The following is a 15,204-nucleotide window of genomic DNA, read 5'->3' on the forward strand; positions in this document are numbered from 1 at the left end:
CCTGGCCGCGCCGTTCCCCGCGCCCCTACGGGGCACGTCCCCCAGCCGGGCCCCGGGCTCCCGCCCGGGCGGCAGCCCGCCGTTGCAGATCCGCCCCTTGCCGTCCGCGGGCCGTCCTGGGCTGAGCGCGCAGTTCCCCGCGCCCCTATCGGGGCGCGTTCCGGGGGCGGGGGATGATGGGCGGATGGGTAACGGTGAGGAAGAGCGGGTGCGGCGGCGGCAGGCGGTCGCGGGGTGTTCCGGGCGGGTGCTCAGTCATGATGTGCGGGCGCCCATCCGGGAGCGGATGAAGGGGCTGCTCGCCGCGGGCGAGGACATGCTCGGCGTGGAGGAGCCCGTCGACCTGTACGGGGACGGCATCGTCGGCGTGCTCGAACGGCAGGTGGCCGACCTCCTCCAGACCGAGGACGCCGCCTTCTTCCCGACCGGGACCATGGCCCAGCAGGTCGCGCTCCGCGCGTGGGCCGCCCGCACGGGCAACGACACCGTCGCCCTGCACCCCCTCGCCCACCCCGAGGTGCACGAGCGCGGCGCCCTGCACACCGTCTCCGGCCTGCGCACGGTGCACCCCACCGGCGCCCCCCGGCTGCCCACCGCCGACGAGGTGCGAGACTTCGACGAGCCGTTCGGCACCCTGATGCTCGAACTCCCGCTGCGCGACGCCGGCTTCGTCCTGCCCGGCTGGGACGAGCTGACCGCGACCGTCGCCGCCGCCCGCGAGCGGGACGCGGTCGTGCACTTCGACGGCGCCCGGCTCTGGGAGTGCCCGCCGCACTTCGGCCGGCCGCTCGCGGAGATCGCCGGCCTCGCCGACAGCGTCTACGTGAGCTTCTACAAGTCGCTCGGCGGCCTGTCCGGCGCCGCCCTGGCCGCGCCCGCCGAGTTCGTCGAGGAGGCCAGGACCTGGCGGCACCGCTACGGCGGCAACGTCTTCCAGCAGTTCCCGGCCGCCCTCGCCGCCCTGGAAGGGCTCCGCACCGAACTGCCCCGCCTGGCCTCCTACGTCGAGCACGCCAAGGCCGTCGCCCGCGCGCTGCTCGCCGGGCTGACCGACGGCGGTCTGACCTGGCCGCGGATCAACCCCGAGCAGCCGCACACCCACCAGTTCCAGCTGTGGCTGCCCTACCCCGCCGACGCCCTGAACGAGGCGTCGGTCCGGCAGGCCGAGGAGACCAGAGCCAGCCTGTTCGGCACCGGCGTCTTCCGCGAGCAGTTCCCGCCCGGCCTGTCCATGCAGGAGGTGACGATCGGCGCCTCGGCCCTGGACTGGACGGAGTCCGACGTCCACGACGCCGCCGTGGTCTTCGCCCGCCACCTCACCGGCTGAGGGCCGGGGCTACCCGGCGCCGCCGCCGGCGCGGACGAGGCCGGACTCGTACGCCAGCACCACCGCCTGCACCCGGTCGCGCAGGTTGAGCTTCGTCAGGATCCGTCCCACGTGCGTCTTCACCGTCGCCTCGGACAGCACCAGCTTCGCCGCGATCTCCCCGTTGGACATCCCCTGCGCGACCAGCAGCAGCACCTCGCGCTCCCGCTCGGTGAGCCGGTCGATCTCCTTGTGCCGCTCGTCCGTGCCGGCGCTCGGCAGCATCGGCGTGAACCGGTCGAGCAGCCGCCGGGTGGTGCTCGGCGCGACCACCGCGTCGCCGCTGTGCACCGCGCGGATCGCGCCGAGCAGCTCGTCCGGCGGCACGTCCTTGAGCATGAAGCCGCTGGCGCCCGCCTTGAGCGCGGTGAACGCGTACTCGTCCAGGTCGAACGTGGTGAGGATGAGCACCCGCGGCCCGCCGTCCTCGGCGGGCCGGTCGGCGCAGATCCGCCGGGTGGCCTCGACGCCGTCCATCCGCGGCATCCGGACGTCCATCAGCACCACGTCCACCCGGGTGTGCCGCAGCACCTCGATGGCCTCCCCGCCGTCGCCCGCCTCGGCGACGACCTCCATGTCCGGCTGGGCGGCGAGCACCATCCGGAAGCCGGTGCGCAGCAGCACCTGGTCGTCGACGAGCATGACGCGGATCGCCATGGGTTCCCCATTCCTCGAAGGGCGGTGGTCGGTGGTCGCCCGCCGGCGGCTCCGGCGGGCGGTTCTCAGCGGCCGGTCCTCAGTGGCAGCACGGCGCTGATCCGGAAGCCGCCGCCGGGCCGCGGGCCCGCCGCAAGTGTGCCGCCCACCATCCCGATCCGCTCCCGCATGCCGATCAGGCCCTGCCCCATGCCGTCCCGGCCGCCCTGCGCGTACAGCTCGTGCCGGGCGCCGCGGCCGTCGTCCTCGATCAGCAGGTCAAGCGCGGCGTCGCCGAAGCCGAGCTGGACGCAGGCGCTGACGCCGTCGCCGCCGTGCTTGCGCACGTTGGTCAGGGCCTCCTGGACGATCCGGTACGCGGTGAGCTCCACTCCGCTGGACAGCGGGCGGGCCTCGCCGGCCACCTCGAACCGTACGGGCAGGCCCGCGCCGCGCACCTGGTCGATGAGGTCGGCGAGCTGGTCCACGCCGGGCTGCGGCACGTACTCGCCGCCCGCGTCGTCGCCCTCGCGCAGCAGGCCGAGCAGCCGGCGCATCTCGGCGAGGGCCTGCCGGCCGGTGGAGGAGATCGTGTCGAGCGCCTGCTTGGCCTGGTCGGGGGCGGCGTCCAGCACGTAGGCGGCGCCGTCGGCCTGGACCACCATCACCGACACGTTGTGCGCGACGACGTCGTGCAGCTCGCGGGCGATCCTGGCGCGCTCCGCGGCGACCGCGGCCTTCGACTGCGCCTCGCGCTCCCGGTGCAGCCGGGCGGCCCGCTCCTCCAGCTCGGCGTAGTAGGCGCGGCGGGTGCGGAGGCGGTCGCCGATGACCCAGGACAGGGCGAAGATCACCGTCAGGAAGAAGGTCTGGAGCAGCTTCGTCCAGATCGTCAGGTACTCGTCGTGCGGCGGCCAGCGGACCATCGCCAGCGGGCTGGCGGCCAGGCCGCCGATCAGCGCGACCCGGGAGGACCAGCGGGTGCCGGTGGAGGCGCAGGTGTAGATCGCCGCGAGCATGGCGGCGTCGCCGGGGTTGGTGGGGACGTCCAGCGCGAGCTGGGCCAGGCCGGTGCCGGCGGCGACCAGCAGCATCCGCTCCGGGGCGCGGCGGCGCAGCGCGACGACGAGGGCGAGGGCGATCGAGATCGGGACGGCGAGGACGCGGCTGCGGGTGGTCGGCAGGTCGGAGTGGGGTGCGGCGACGATCCACGTGACGCACGCGGCGAACAGCACGACGGCCCAGAAGGTGTCGACCAGGGTCGGGTGTCGCCGGAGGAAGTCGTAGATGCGCTGCACGTATCCAGCGTAGGTACGCGACGCGCCCGCGAGGTCACTCCCGCGAGCGATCCCGCCTACTCCCCAAGGTGGACCCCGGCCTCCGGCCCGGCAGCTTTTTCGGGGTCCCGCCGTACGGGGTCGCGCCCCGTTCCCGCCTGCCGGCCGGTGGTGGGCTGGTCGCGCAGTTCCCCGCGCCCCTGGTGAAGCCGGGACCATCGCTGGTCGCGCCCGCTCGCGCCAACCGGGCCCCGAAGGGGCGCGGGGAACCGCGCGACAAGCCACGGCGGCGCCGCGGCCGGGAGCGGGCCGCAAGGGGCTGGGCAATAGCCGGGGGGTGACCGTCCCGGAGGGAGTTCGCGTAGGATTGACGAGAAGTGGTTCGGTGACCGGGAACGGAGAGGGCGGGTGGGTGGGGTGGCGGAGCGGCCGGCCAGGCTGGACGTGGGGGTCGTCGGCGCCGGACGAGTCGGAAGCGCGCTCGCCGCCGCGCTGAAGCTCGCCGGCCACCGCCCCGTCGCGGCCAGCGGAGTCTCCGAGGCGTCCCGGCGACGTGCCGACAAGCTGCTCCCCGGAGTCCCCCTCGTCGAACCCGCCGCCGTCCTGGAGCGCGCCGACCTCGTCCTCCTCACCGTCCCCGACGACGCCCTCCCCGCCCTGGTCAGCGGCCTCGCGGAGACCGGCGCGGTCCGCCCGGGCCAGCTGATCGTGCACACCTCCGGCCGCCACGGCACCGCCGTGCTCGACCCGGCGCTGCGGGCCGGCGCCCTGCCGCTCGCGCTGCACCCGGCGATGACCTTCACCGGCACCCCCGTGGACGTCCAGCGGCTGGCCGGCTGCACCTTCGGCGTCACCGCCCCCGGCGAGCTGCGGCTCGCCGCCGAAGCGCTGGTGATCGAGATGGGCGGCGAGCCGGCCTGGATCGACGAGGCCGCCCGCCCGCTCTACCACGCGAGCCTCACGATCGGCTCGAACCACCTGATCACCCTGGTCGCCCAGGCGATGGACCTGCTGCGCACCGCGGGCGTCGCCGAGCCCGGCCGGCTGCTCGGCCCGCTGCTGGGCGCCGCCCTGGACAACGCGCTGCGCTCCGGGGACGCCGCCCTGACCGGCCCGGTGGCCCGTGGCGACGCCGGCACCGTGGCCGCCCACCTGCGCGAGCTGCGTACCCACGCCCCCGAGGACGTGCCCGGCTACGTGGCGATGGCCCGCGCCACCGCGGACCGCGCGCTCGCCAACGGAATGCTCAAAGCCGAATACGCCGAGGCGCTGCTCGACGCCCTCGCCGACGAGGGGACCCGGTGACCCGATGACCGAGCTCGTCCACCACGCGGCGGACCTGCCGCCCGCCGCGGCCGTCGTCATGACGATGGGCGCGCTGCACGAGGGCCACGCCGCCCTGATCCGCGCCGCCCGCGCCCACGCCGGCCGCGGCCAGGTCACGGTGACCGTCTTCGTCAACCCGCTGCAGTTCGGGCCGACCGAGGACCTGGACCGCTACCCCCGCACCCTGGACGCCGACCTGAAGCTCGCCGAACTGGCCGGCGCCGACACCGTCTTCGCGCCGCCCGCCGACGAGGTGTACCCGGGCGGGCAGCCGCAGGTGCGGATCTCGGCGGGCCCGATGGGCGAACGCTACGAGGGCGGTTCCCGGCCAGGACACTTCGACGGCATGCTCACCGTCGTCGCCAAGCTGCTGCACCTGACGAGGCCGGAGGCCGCGTTCTTCGGGCAGAAGGACGCCCAGCAGCTCGCGCTGGTCCGCCGGATGGCCACCGACCTGAACTTCCCGGTCGAGATCGTCGCCGTCCCCACCGTGCGTGAGGACGACGGCGTGGCCATGTCCAGCCGCAACCGCTACCTGAGCGAGCCGGAACGCCGCTCCGCCCGCGCGCTGTCCGGCGCGCTGTTCGCCGGCCGCGACGCCGCCGCCCAGGGTCCGGCCGTCGCACTCCGGGCGGCCCGCGCGGTGCTGGACGCCGCCGCCTCGGCCGAGCCCCCGGTCGTCCTGGACTACGCCGCCCTGATCGACCCCGCCGACTTCACCGACGCGGGCCCCGCCCACACCGGCCCCGCCGTCCTGGCCGTCGCCGCCCGGGTCGGCCGCACCCGCCTGATCGACAACCTCCCGCTGGACTTCCCGCTGGAACTCGGAGCCGCCCGATGAACGCACCAGGAACCGGCGGCAGCGCCGCCGGCACCGGCATACGCCTGTACGCCCCCGAGCCCGGCTGGGCGCTCACCGCCGACGTGGTGGTGGTCGGCTCCGGCGTGGCCGGCCTCACCGTGGCGCTGCGCTGCGCCGCGGCCGGCGCGAAGGTCACGGTGGTGACCAAGGCGCACCTGAGCGACGGCTCGACCCGCTGGGCGCAGGGCGGCGTCGCCGCGGCCCTCGGCGACGGCGACACCCCGCAGCAGCACCTGGACGACACGCTGGTGGCCGGCGTGGGCCTGTGCGACGAGCCGGCCGTACGGACCCTGGTCACCGAGGGGCCGGGCGCGCTGCGCCGGCTGATCGCCACCGGCGCCCGGTTCGACACCGACGCCGGCAGCGGCGAGATCCTGCTCGGCCGCGAGGGCGGCCACCACCGCAGCCGGATCGCGCACGCCGGCGGCGACGCGACCGGCGCGGAGATCTCCCGGGCGCTGATCGAGGCGGTCAGGGCGGCCGGGATCGAGCTGATCGAGAACGCCCTGGTGCTGGACCTGCTGACCGACGCCGAGGGCCGCACCGCGGGCGTCACCCTGCACGTGATGGGCCAGGGCCGCCGCGACGGGGTCGGCGCCGTGCACGCCCCGGCCGTGGTGCTGGCCACCGGCGGCATGGGCCAGGTGTTCTCCGCCACCACCAACCCGGCCGTGTCCACCGGTGACGGCGTGGCGCTGGCGCTGCGCGCCGGAGCCGAGGTCAGCGACCTGGAGTTCGTCCAGTTCCACCCCACCGTGATGTGGCTCGGCGCGGAGGCCGAAGGGCAGCTGCCGCTGGTGTCGGAGGCGGTACGCGGCGAGGGCGCGCACCTGGTGGACGCCGACGGCGTGCGCTTCATGGTCGGGCAGCACGAGCTGGCCGAGCTGGCGCCGCGCGACATCGTCGCCAAGGGCATCACGCGGCGGATGGCCGAGGCCGGCACCGACCACGTCTACCTCGACGGCCGGCACTTCGGCGCGCGGATGTGGGCCGAGCGCTTCCCGACGATCCTGGCCGCCTGCCAGGCGCACGGCATCGATCCGGTGACCGAGCCGATTCCGGTCGCGCCCGCCGCGCACTACGCCTCCGGCGGGGTGCGCACCGACCTGCACGGCCGGACCACCGTGGCCGGCCTCTACGCGTGCGGCGAGGTGGCCTGCACCGGCGTGCACGGCGCGAACCGGCTCGCCTCGAACTCGCTGCTCGAAGGGCTGGTCTTCGCCGAGCGGATCGCCGCCGACGTGCTGGCCGCCGCGGAAGCCCCGCGGCCCGGCCCGCCGGTGGTGCCCGACCCGACCGGCGCGCTGCTGGCGTCGGAGGCCCGCTACCAGGTGCAGCGGATCATGACGGCCGGCGCCGGGGTGGTGCGCAGCGCCGACAGCCTGGCGACGGCCGCGGGCGCGCTGGAGCGGCTGCACGCCGCCGCCGTCGAGGAGTACGACCGGGACGGCAAGACCGCCGAGCCTTGCGTGGAGACCTGGGAGTCCACCAACCTGAGTCTGGTCGCCCGGGTGCTGGTCGCCGCGGCCCGGCGGCGCGAGGAGACCCGCGGCTGCCACTGGCGCGAGGACCGGCCCGACCGGGACGACCGCGAGTGGCGCCGGCACCTGGTGGTGCGGCTCACCCCGCACCGCACGCTGGAGGTCCGCACGACGGACGGGCCCGACTTCCCGCCGACCCGCGGCGGGTCCCCGGATCGGGGATGATGGGCGCGCCGCCCGAAGCGCCGCCCGCACCACCCGCCGTGCCGCCCGCACCACCCGCTGTGCCGTCCCACCGCACCGAACCAGCCGCACCGAACCCGCCGCACACCGCCCCGAAGGAGCCCCCGTGAGCACCCCCGACCGTCCCCGGCCCGTCGCCCTCCCGCTGCCGCAGTTCGGCCCGCCGGACGAGCCGGCCGGCGGCGGTGGCTGCGGTGACGGCTGCGGCTGCGGCGAGGGAGCCGGGTACGAGACGGACCCGCTGGAGTGCGGCCTCGACCCCGACCTGGCGCAGCTGATCGCCGAGGACGGGCTCGACCCCGTCCAGGTCGAGGACATCGCGCACCTGGCCATCGAGGAGGACCTCGACCAGGGCGTGGACGTCACCACCGTGGCCACCGTCCCCGAGGAGGCCCGCGCCACCGGCGACTTCACCGCCCGCGAGGCCGGCACGGTGGCGGGTCTGCGGATCGCCGAGGCGGTGCTGTCGGTGGTGTGCACCGACGAGTTCGAGGTGGAGCGGCACGTGGCCGACGGCGACCGGGTCGCGGCCGGGCAGAAGCTGCTCACCGTACGGGCCCGCACCCGCGACCTGCTGACCGGCGAGCGCAGCGCGCTGAACCTGCTGTGCCGGCTGTCCGGCGTGGCCACCGCGACCCGTGCCTGGTCCGACGCCCTGGAGGGCACCAAGGCCAGGGTCCGCGACACCCGCAAGACCACCCCGGGACTGCGGGCGCTGGAGAAGTACGCGGTGCGCTGCGGCGGCGGCGTCAACCACCGGATGTCGCTGTCGGACGCGGCCCTGGTCAAGGACAACCACGTGATCGCGGCCGGCGGTGTGGCGCAGGCGTTCAAGCTGGTCCGCGAGGAGTTCCCCGGGCTGCCGGTGGAGGTCGAGGTCGACACCATGCACCAGGTGCACGAGGTGCTGGAGGCCGGCGCCGACCTGATCCTGCTGGACAACTTCACCCCGGAGGAGACCGCCGAGGCGGTCGGCATCGTCGGCGGCCGGGCGGTCCTGGAGTCGTCCGGGCGGCTCACGCTGGACACCGCCCGCGCCTACGCGGAGACCGGCGTGGACTACCTGGCGGTGGGCGCGCTCACCCACTCCGCCCCGATCCTGGACATCGGCCTCGACCTGCGAGCGGAAGCGTAGAGCCGGATGCTGCTCACCATCGACGTCGGCAACACCCACACCGTCCTCGGCCTGTTCGACGGCGAGGAGATCGTCGAGCACTGGCGGATCTCCACCGACCCGCGGCGCACCGCCGACGAGCTCGCGGTGCTGCTCCAGGGCCTGATGGGCATGCACCCGCTGCTCGGCGACCTCGGCGACGGCATCGACGGCATCGCGATCTGCTCGACGGTGCCCTCGGTGCTGCACGAGCTGCGCGAGGTGACCAGGCGCTACTACGGCGACGTGCCGTCGGTCCTGGTGGAGCCCGGCGTCAAGACCGGGGTGCCGATCCTGGTGGACCACCCCAAGGAGGTGGGCTCCGACCGGATCATCAACTCGCTGGCGGCGGTGCACCTGTACGGCGGCCCGTGCATCGTGGTGGACTTCGGCACCGCGACGACGTTCGACGCGGTCTCGGCGCGCGGGGAGTACATCGGCGGCGCCATCGCGCCCGGCATCGAGATCTCGGTGGACGCGCTCGGCGTGCGCGGCGCGCAGCTGCGCAAGATCGAACTGGCCCGCCCGCGCAGCGTGATCGGCAAGAACACGATCGAGGCGATGCAGTCCGGCATCCTGTACGGCTTCGCCGGCCAGGCCGACGGCATCGCCGAGCGGATGGCCCGCGAACTGGCCGACGACCCCGACGACGTGACGGTGATCGCGACCGGCGGCCTGGCCCCGCTGGTCCTGGGCGAGGCGTCGATCATCGACGAACACGAGCCGTGGCTGACGCTGATCGGCCTGCGCCTGGTCTACGAGCGGAACGTCTCGACCACCTGACGTTTTTCTGTGGCACGCACGGCAACACGCACGGCAATGCGACGCACCGGGCATATCGCGTTACACGAATTTTGTCCGATTGGCACTTAAAGTCCATTCATGCCCACGCCACATGGAACACGAGGCGGAATGGCGTTCAGCGCCGAGGAGTTGCGCGTCCTGCGGCGCGCCCTCGCCGAAGTGCTGCACCCGAGCAGATCCGGCGGCCTGACCGCCGTCCCGCACCGCCCGGCGGAGTACGCGCAGGACTACCTCAGGCTCGCCGCGTCGCTCGACGAGGCGCTCAGCGAGGCGGGCCGGCTGCGCGGCTTCCTGCTGGACGAGCTGCGCCGGTACCGGGAGGCGCTGCCCGGCAGCGCCGGCGGCTACCTGGAGCGGCTCGCGGGCGCGCTGGCCGCCGGGTACCTGCCGGCGTCCGACGACCTGGCGGCGCTGCGCCGGCTGCGCGCGCAGCCCAGCGGCACCGTCGAGCACCGCCGCCGCACCACCCTGCTGCGCCGCTGCGAGACCCTCGCGGAGAACGACGTACGACAGCGTCTGGAGGCCCACATGCCCGCCCCGCGCCGCCTGCTCGCCCTTCCCGGCCCGAACGCCGCCGCCGGCACTCCGGAGCCCGAGGAGAAGCCCGCGACGGCTCCACGGCCCGGCACGGCGCCTTCCCCGGCACCCGCGCCCGACCCCGAGAGCCCCGGCACCGAGCCCGCGCCCGACCCCGGCCGGCGCACCCCGACCCCGGCCGAGATCTGGCCGCCCGGCCGCCGGCCGGCCCCGCCGCACGACCGTGATTTCGCCGACCACACAGATCATCACGAGCACCGCCGGGCCGGCTGAATAGCCCATACGGGACCCGCCGTCGGCAATTAACCGGCCGTGGCTACCCTGGGTGGTATGGACTACGTATCCGCGATCGTGCCCCCGCTGGTGATGGCCGTCTTCTTCACCGTTCTGATCGTGACGATCATCAAGAACCAGGGCGGCGCCAACAAGGCCAAGGAGGACGCGGCGGTCGACGCCGCGTTCGCCCGCGCCGAGGCCGCCCGCCAGTCGGCCGCGGAGGATCGCTAAAGCGGCATTCAGGGCGTTTGCGCCGGTGGGCCCGTAGTATTCCGAGGGTGCCCCGGCCATTGGGAGACCTCGAAGACGCCATCATGACCCGAGTGTGGGAGTGGAACCGCCCGGTCACGGTTCGTGAGGTACTGGAAGACCTGTCGCGGGAACGAACCATCGCGTACACAACCGTGATGACCGTAATGGACAACCTGCGCCAGAAGGGGTGGCTCCGCCGCGAGGCGGAAGGCCGCGCTTATCGCTATGAGGCGGTATCGACGAGAGCGGCATACTCGGCCGCACTGATGAACGAAGCCTGGTCCGCGAGCGACAACCCGGCGGCGGCCCTCGTCCACTTCTTCGGCATGATGTCACCGGAACAGCGCGAAGCCGTGCGGGACGCATTGCGCATCATCCAGACCGTCGACCCCTCGGCGCCGGAGGATGCCGAAGGACGATAGCGTCCCGACCATGGCTTCCCTGTCGAATGACGTCACCATCCGCCGGGCCAGGACCGGCGATGTAGCCGCGGTACGGCACCTGCTGGACTCCTATGTCCGTGACAGCATCCTGCTCGACAAGCCCACGGTGACCCTTTATGAGGACATCCAGGAGTTCTGGGTGGCCGAACGCGACGAGGACGCGGCCGTGGTCGCCTGCGGCGCGCTGCATGTGATGTGGGAGGACCTGGCCGAGGTCAGAACGCTCGCCGTGCACCCCGGCGTTCGCGGCAAGGGCATCGGCCACCTGTTGCTCGCCAAGTTGCTGCACACCGCCCGCTGGCTCGGCGTCCGGCGAATTTTCTGCCTCACGTTCGAAGTGGACTTCTTCGCCAAGCACGGCTTCGTGGAGACCGGCGACTCCCAGGTGGACGGCGATGTCTTCGGGGAGCTGCTGCGTTCCAATGACGAGGGCGTAGCCGAGTTCCTCGACCTGGAGCGAGTGAAACCGAACACCTTGGGTAACAGCCGCATGCTGCTGCAACTCTGAGTGATCCGGTTTGTCCGGATCGCGCTACCTCGGGGCGGCCCGTTCGTGCAAGGGGTTTGTGTTTTTCACGCAAAGGCGCTTTGCTTTTACCGTTAATCCGTTTTCGATGAAAGGGAAGCCGGTGGCACAGAAGGTTCAGGTCCTTCTTGTAGACGACCTCGACGGGGGCGAGGCGGACGAGACCGTGACGTTCGCACTCGATGGTGTGACCTACGAGATCGACCTCACCACAGCGAATGCCGACAAGCTGCGGGGGCTGCTGAACCCGTACACGGACAGTGGCCGCCGTACCGGTGGACGGGCCGGAAGGGGCCGTACCAAGGCGGTCCGCGGCGGCGGCGCCTCGGGTCCCGACACCGCGAAGATCCGTGCGTGGGCCAAGGAGAAGGGCTACGAGGTCAACGACCGCGGTCGCGTTCCGGCGACCATCCGCGAGGCGTACGAGAAGGCCCACGGCTGATCCTGGCTGCGCGTCCGCAGGGTGATCCGATGGCAGGCCGTCGCGAGAGCGGCGACGAGTGCCGACAGGCCGATGGGAACCCCCGATCCATCGGCACCGCCCGAGACACGCAGTGCGGGCACCGTGGACTCCACCTCGAACCCGGGCCTGGGGGGCCGCAGCCACACCGGCGACGACCGGTCGTACGCGGCCTCCCGGCGGCCCCACTCGGGGTGGGCCGGCGCCCGCATCACGCGGCCGGCGCCCAGGCCCGCCAGGTCCAGCGGGATGCCGCCCCACTCCAGCCACTCCAGCAGTCCCGGCAGCTCCTCCGCCGAGCCGGCGGCGACCAGCAGCCGGATCCGGTGGCCGTCGAGCGCCACCGGGCCCAGCTGGCCGGGCCGCGGAAAGCGGTTCAGCATCGCGAAGCCGGCCTCCGCGGGTACGTCCAGCGCGTCGAACCGCACCCCGGTGACCAGCCCCGGCGGCAGCGCCTCCGACACCGGCCAGCCCAGCTCGTGCTCATACCAGCCCATGCCGTGGGCAACTGTCCGATTCGGACCCTGGTTACGCCGGGTTGACGGGTGAACACGTGTAGTGGTCGCGGCCGTCCCCCGGATGGCGCGCGAATGGCCCGCCGATGGCGCGCGGGTGTTCGCCCGTAGCGCACTCGATATCGCGATCCCGGTGTGCACGGCTCGGAGGCGAGGGTAAGAAGTACCTAGTGAGAAGGGCTGGTGTTCGAGCAGGTGGGGCGGGCGTTCGCCACGGGCGTACTTGATAAAGGGCTAATCGCCTGGCCTGCGGGAACATCGTCTCGCACCATCGAGGTTGTGTGAGTGACGTCAGCCGGTAGCGCAGCTTGACCCGCGAGAGCGGGGAGGGATACGTGAGCGGCGCCGCTGTGCGGGACTAGCATGCGGAAGGACAGGGAGGGGACCGCCCCCTCACTGCCCGACCGCTCTGAGGAGCGATTAACGATGTTCGAGAGGTTCACCGACCGCGCGCGGCGGGTTGTCGTCCTGGCTCAGGAAGAAGCCCGGATGCTCAACCACAACTACATCGGCACCGAGCACATCCTCCTGGGCCTGATCCACGAGGGTGAGGGTGTCGCCGCTAAGGCCCTGGAGAGCCTCGGGATTTCTCTTGAGGCGGTCCGCCAGCAGGTGGAGGAGATCATCGGCCAGGGCCAGCAGGCCCCGTCCGGCCACATTCCCTTCACCCCCCGGGCCAAGAAGGTGCTGGAGCTCTCGCTCCGCGAGGCACTGCAGCTTGGCCACAACTACATCGGCACCGAGCACATCCTGCTCGGCCTGATCCGCGAGGGCGAGGGCGTCGCCGCCCAGGTCCTGGTGAAGCTGGGCGCCGATCTGAACCGGGTGCGGCAGCAGGTCATCCAGCTGCTCTCCGGTTACTCCGGCGGGAAGGAGTCGGCCACGGCCGGCGGGCCGGCCGAGGGCACCCCCTCGACCTCGCTCGTCCTCGACCAGTTCGGCCGCAACCTCACCCAGGCCGCCCGTGAGACCAAGCTCGACCCGGTGATCGGGCGCGAGAAGGAGATCGAGCGGGTCATGCAGGTGCTGTCCCGCCGCACCAAGAACAACCCCGTACTGATCGGCGAGCCCGGCGTCGGCAAGACCGCCGTGGTGGAGGGCCTTGCCCAGGCGATCGTCAAGGGCGAGGTGCCGGAGACGCTGAAGGACAAGCAGCTCTACACCCTCGACCTCGGCGCCCTGGTGGCCGGCTCCCGGTACCGCGGTGACTTCGAGGAGCGCCTGAAGAAGGTGCTCAAGGAGATCCGTACCCGCGGCGACATCATCCTGTTCATCGACGAGCTGCACACCCTGGTCGGGGCCGGCGCGGCCGAGGGCGCGATCGACGCGGCCTCGATCCTGAAGCCGATGCTGGCCCGCGGTGAGCTGCAGACCATCGGCGCCACCACGCTGGACGAGTACCGCAAGTACCTGGAGAAGGACGCGGCCCTGGAGCGCCGCTTCCAGCCCATCCAGGTGGCGGAGCCGTCGCTGCCGCACACCATCGAGATCCTCAAGGGCCTGCGGGACCGCTACGAGGCGCACCACCGGGTGTCCATCACCGATGAGGCGCTGGTGCAGGCCGCCACCCTGGCCGACCGGTACATCTCGGACCGCTTCCTGCCGGACAAGGCGATCGACCTGATCGACGAGGCCGGCTCCCGGATGCGGATCCGCCGGATGACCGCACCGCCGGACCTGCGCGAGTTCGACGAGAAGATCGCCGACGTGCGGCGCGAGAAGGAGTCCGCGATCGACTCGCAGGACTTCGAGAAGGCCGCCTCGCTGCGGGACAACGAGAAGCAGCTGCTCGCCGCGAAGTCCAAGCGGGAGAAGGAGTGGAAGGCCGGCGACATGGACGTCGTGGCCGAGGTCGACGGCGAGCTGATCGCCGAGGTCCTGGCCACCGCGACCGGCATCCCGGTCTTCAAGCTGACCGAGGAGGAGTCCTCCCGGCTGCTGCGGATGGAAGACGAGCTGCACAAGCGCGTCATCGGCCAGCGGGACGCCGTCAAGGCGCTCTCCAAGGCCATCCGCCGCACCAGGGCCGGCCTGAAGGACCCCAAGCGCCCCGGTGGCTCGTTCATCTTCGCCGGCCCGTCCGGTGTCGGTAAGACCGAGCTGTCCAAGGCGCTGGCGGAGTTCCTGTTCGGCGACGAGGACGCGCTGATCTCCCTCGACATGTCGGAGTTCAGCGAGAAGCACACCGTCTCGCGGCTGTTCGGCTCGCCTCCCGGCTACGTCGGGTACGAGGAGGGCGGCCAGCTCACCGAGAAGGTGCGCCGCAAGCCGTTCTCCGTGGTGCTCTTCGACGAGGTCGAGAAGGCCCACCCGGACATCTTCAACAGCCTGCTGCAGATCCTGGAGGACGGTCGGCTGACCGACTCCCAGGGCCGGGTCGTGGACTTCAAGAACACGGTGATCATCATGACCACCAACCTCGGCACCCGGGACATCTCCAAGGGCTTCAACCTGGGCTTCGCCGCCCAGGGCGACACCAAGAGCAACTACGAGCGGATGAAGAACAAGGTCAGCGACGAGCTGAAGCAGCACTTCCGCCCGGAGTTCCTCAACCGTGTGGATGACGTCGTGGTCTTCCCGCAGCTGACCGAAGAGGACATCCTGCAGATCGTCGACCTGATGATCGGCCGGGTGGACGAGCGGCTGCGCGACCGGGACATGGGCATCGAGCTCAGCTCCGAGGCCAAGGTGCTGCTGTCCAAGCACGGCTACGACCCCGTGATGGGCGCCCGGCCGCTGCGCCGGACGATCCAGCGCGAGATCGAGGACTCGCTGTCGGAGAAGATCCTCTTCGGCGAGCTGCGTCCGGGCCACATCGTGGTGGTCGAGGTCGAGGGTGAGGGCGAGGACGCCAAGTTCACCTTCCGCGGCGAGGAGAAGGTCACCGTGGCCGACACCCCGCCGGTGGAGACCGCGGGCGGGCCGCCGAACCTGTCCAAGGAGGCCTGACGCCTCCGGCGCGGTAGCGCCGACAAAGGGCCCGGCCCCCGGATCGTGACTCACGATCCGGGGGCCGGGCCCTTTCCTTTTCACCCCACTGGTGAGGT

The 15,204-nt window shown here is 72.6% G+C and carries 15 protein-coding genes; 12 read left to right on the top strand and 3 right to left on the bottom strand.

Translation table 11 applies throughout. The features are described from left to right. Window positions 1–184: 184 nt before the first annotated feature. Window positions 185–1,327 (top strand): threonine aldolase family protein, encoded by a 1,143-nt coding sequence (locus ACQPW6_RS23090; protein ID WP_433891576.1) that lies wholly within the window; start codon window positions 185–187, stop codon window positions 1,325–1,327. A gap of 9 nt (window positions 1,328–1,336) precedes the next feature. Here the strand turns inward: ACQPW6_RS23090 and ACQPW6_RS23095 are convergent, their stop codons facing one another. After that, the gene (locus ACQPW6_RS23095; protein WP_433891577.1) at window positions 1,337–2,023 is read right to left on the bottom strand and encodes a response regulator; all 687 of its coding nucleotides are present in this window, start codon (window positions 2,021–2,023) and stop codon (window positions 1,337–1,339) included. 65 nt (window positions 2,024–2,088) lie between these two features. Beyond that, a complete protein-coding gene (locus ACQPW6_RS23100; RefSeq protein WP_433891578.1) occupies window positions 2,089–3,300 on the bottom strand; it encodes a sensor histidine kinase in 1,212 nt (403 codons plus the stop codon). 387 nt (window positions 3,301–3,687) lie between these two features. Here ACQPW6_RS23100 and ACQPW6_RS23105 point away from each other — a divergent pair, with 387 nt between their 5' ends. From ACQPW6_RS23105 to ACQPW6_RS23150, 10 genes are all read left to right on the top strand, one after another. Next, entirely contained in the window at window positions 3,688–4,584 is an 897-nt protein-coding gene (locus ACQPW6_RS23105; RefSeq protein ID WP_433891579.1) for a Rossmann-like and DUF2520 domain-containing protein, read from the top strand. A gap of 4 nt (window positions 4,585–4,588) precedes the next feature. Next, window positions 4,589–5,446, top strand: a complete 858-nt coding sequence (gene panC / locus ACQPW6_RS23110; RefSeq protein WP_433891580.1) for a pantoate--beta-alanine ligase — start codon at window positions 4,589–4,591, stop codon at window positions 5,444–5,446. Further along, the gene (locus ACQPW6_RS23115) at window positions 5,443–7,173 is read left to right on the top strand and encodes an L-aspartate oxidase (protein ID WP_433891581.1); all 1,731 of its coding nucleotides are present in this window, start codon (window positions 5,443–5,445) and stop codon (window positions 7,171–7,173) included. The genes panC and ACQPW6_RS23115 overlap by 4 nt, the downstream gene beginning before the upstream one ends. A 124-nt stretch (window positions 7,174–7,297) precedes the next feature. Then, window positions 7,298–8,326, top strand: a complete 1,029-nt coding sequence (gene nadC, locus ACQPW6_RS23120; RefSeq protein ID WP_433891582.1) for a carboxylating nicotinate-nucleotide diphosphorylase — start codon at window positions 7,298–7,300, stop codon at window positions 8,324–8,326. A 6-nt stretch (window positions 8,327–8,332) separates the two neighbouring features. After that, window positions 8,333–9,127 carry a type III pantothenate kinase gene (locus ACQPW6_RS23125; protein ID WP_433891583.1) on the top strand — a complete coding sequence of 265 codons (795 nt, stop codon included), beginning with the start codon at window positions 8,333–8,335 and terminating at the stop codon, window positions 9,125–9,127. Between the two features lie 99 nt (window positions 9,128–9,226). Beyond that, on the top strand, window positions 9,227–9,958 hold the full coding sequence (locus tag ACQPW6_RS23130; protein ID WP_433891584.1) for a hypothetical protein: 732 nt from the start codon (window positions 9,227–9,229) through the stop codon (window positions 9,956–9,958). Between the two features lie 57 nt (window positions 9,959–10,015). Then, window positions 10,016–10,192, top strand: a complete 177-nt coding sequence (locus tag ACQPW6_RS23135) for a hypothetical protein (RefSeq protein ID WP_433891585.1) — start codon at window positions 10,016–10,018, stop codon at window positions 10,190–10,192. Window positions 10,193–10,239: 47 nt separating this feature from the next. After that, window positions 10,240–10,635, top strand: coding sequence for a BlaI/MecI/CopY family transcriptional regulator (locus tag ACQPW6_RS23140; RefSeq protein WP_433891586.1), 396 nt, complete (start codon window positions 10,240–10,242; stop codon window positions 10,633–10,635). Window positions 10,636–10,645: 10 nt separating this feature from the next. Then, a complete protein-coding gene (locus ACQPW6_RS23145; RefSeq protein WP_433891587.1) occupies window positions 10,646–11,164 on the top strand; it encodes an amino-acid N-acetyltransferase in 519 nt (172 codons plus the stop codon). A gap of 121 nt (window positions 11,165–11,285) precedes the next feature. After that, window positions 11,286–11,624: a histone-like nucleoid-structuring protein Lsr2 gene (locus ACQPW6_RS23150; RefSeq protein ID WP_355342261.1), complete on the top strand. Its 339-nt coding sequence runs from the start codon at window positions 11,286–11,288 to the stop codon at window positions 11,622–11,624. Here the strand turns inward: ACQPW6_RS23150 and ACQPW6_RS23155 are convergent. Further along, window positions 11,555–12,139: an SCO3374 family protein gene (locus ACQPW6_RS23155; protein ID WP_433891588.1), complete on the bottom strand. Its 585-nt coding sequence runs from the start codon at window positions 12,137–12,139 to the stop codon at window positions 11,555–11,557. The genes ACQPW6_RS23150 and ACQPW6_RS23155 overlap by 70 nt on opposite strands. A gap of 444 nt (window positions 12,140–12,583) precedes the next feature. Between ACQPW6_RS23155 and ACQPW6_RS23160 the strand changes: the two genes are divergently transcribed. Next, window positions 12,584–15,106 carry an ATP-dependent Clp protease ATP-binding subunit gene (locus ACQPW6_RS23160; RefSeq protein WP_433891589.1) on the top strand — a complete coding sequence of 841 codons (2,523 nt, stop codon included), beginning with the start codon at window positions 12,584–12,586 and terminating at the stop codon, window positions 15,104–15,106. The last annotated feature ends 98 nt before the right edge of the window (window positions 15,107–15,204 follow it).

Origin of the sequence: Streptomyces sp. CA-111067 (genome assembly GCF_050956065.1) — a bacterium.
Lineage (GTDB): Bacteria > Actinomycetota > Actinomycetes > Streptomycetales > Streptomycetaceae > Actinacidiphila.

Coding starts and splice junctions, on each gene's coding strand:
- panC (WP_433891580.1), top strand. CDS start 4,589: ATGACCGAGCTCGTCCACCACGCGGCGGACCTGCCGCCCGCCGCGGCC.
- ACQPW6_RS23090 (WP_433891576.1), top strand. CDS start 185: ATGGGTAACGGTGAGGAAGAGCGGGTGCGGCGGCGGCAGGCGGTCGCG.
- ACQPW6_RS23130 (WP_433891584.1), top strand. CDS start 9,227: ATGCCCACGCCACATGGAACACGAGGCGGAATGGCGTTCAGCGCCGAG.
- ACQPW6_RS23115 (WP_433891581.1), top strand. CDS start 5,443: ATGAACGCACCAGGAACCGGCGGCAGCGCCGCCGGCACCGGCATACGC.
- ACQPW6_RS23135 (WP_433891585.1), top strand. CDS start 10,016: ATGGACTACGTATCCGCGATCGTGCCCCCGCTGGTGATGGCCGTCTTC.
- ACQPW6_RS23125 (WP_433891583.1), top strand. CDS start 8,333: ATGCTGCTCACCATCGACGTCGGCAACACCCACACCGTCCTCGGCCTG.
- ACQPW6_RS23155 (WP_433891588.1), bottom strand. CDS start 12,139: ATGGGCTGGTATGAGCACGAGCTGGGCTGGCCGGTGTCGGAGGCGCTG.
- ACQPW6_RS23145 (WP_433891587.1), top strand. CDS start 10,646: ATGGCTTCCCTGTCGAATGACGTCACCATCCGCCGGGCCAGGACCGGC.
- ACQPW6_RS23095 (WP_433891577.1), bottom strand. CDS start 2,023: ATGGCGATCCGCGTCATGCTCGTCGACGACCAGGTGCTGCTGCGCACC.
- ACQPW6_RS23160 (WP_433891589.1), top strand. CDS start 12,584: ATGTTCGAGAGGTTCACCGACCGCGCGCGGCGGGTTGTCGTCCTGGCT.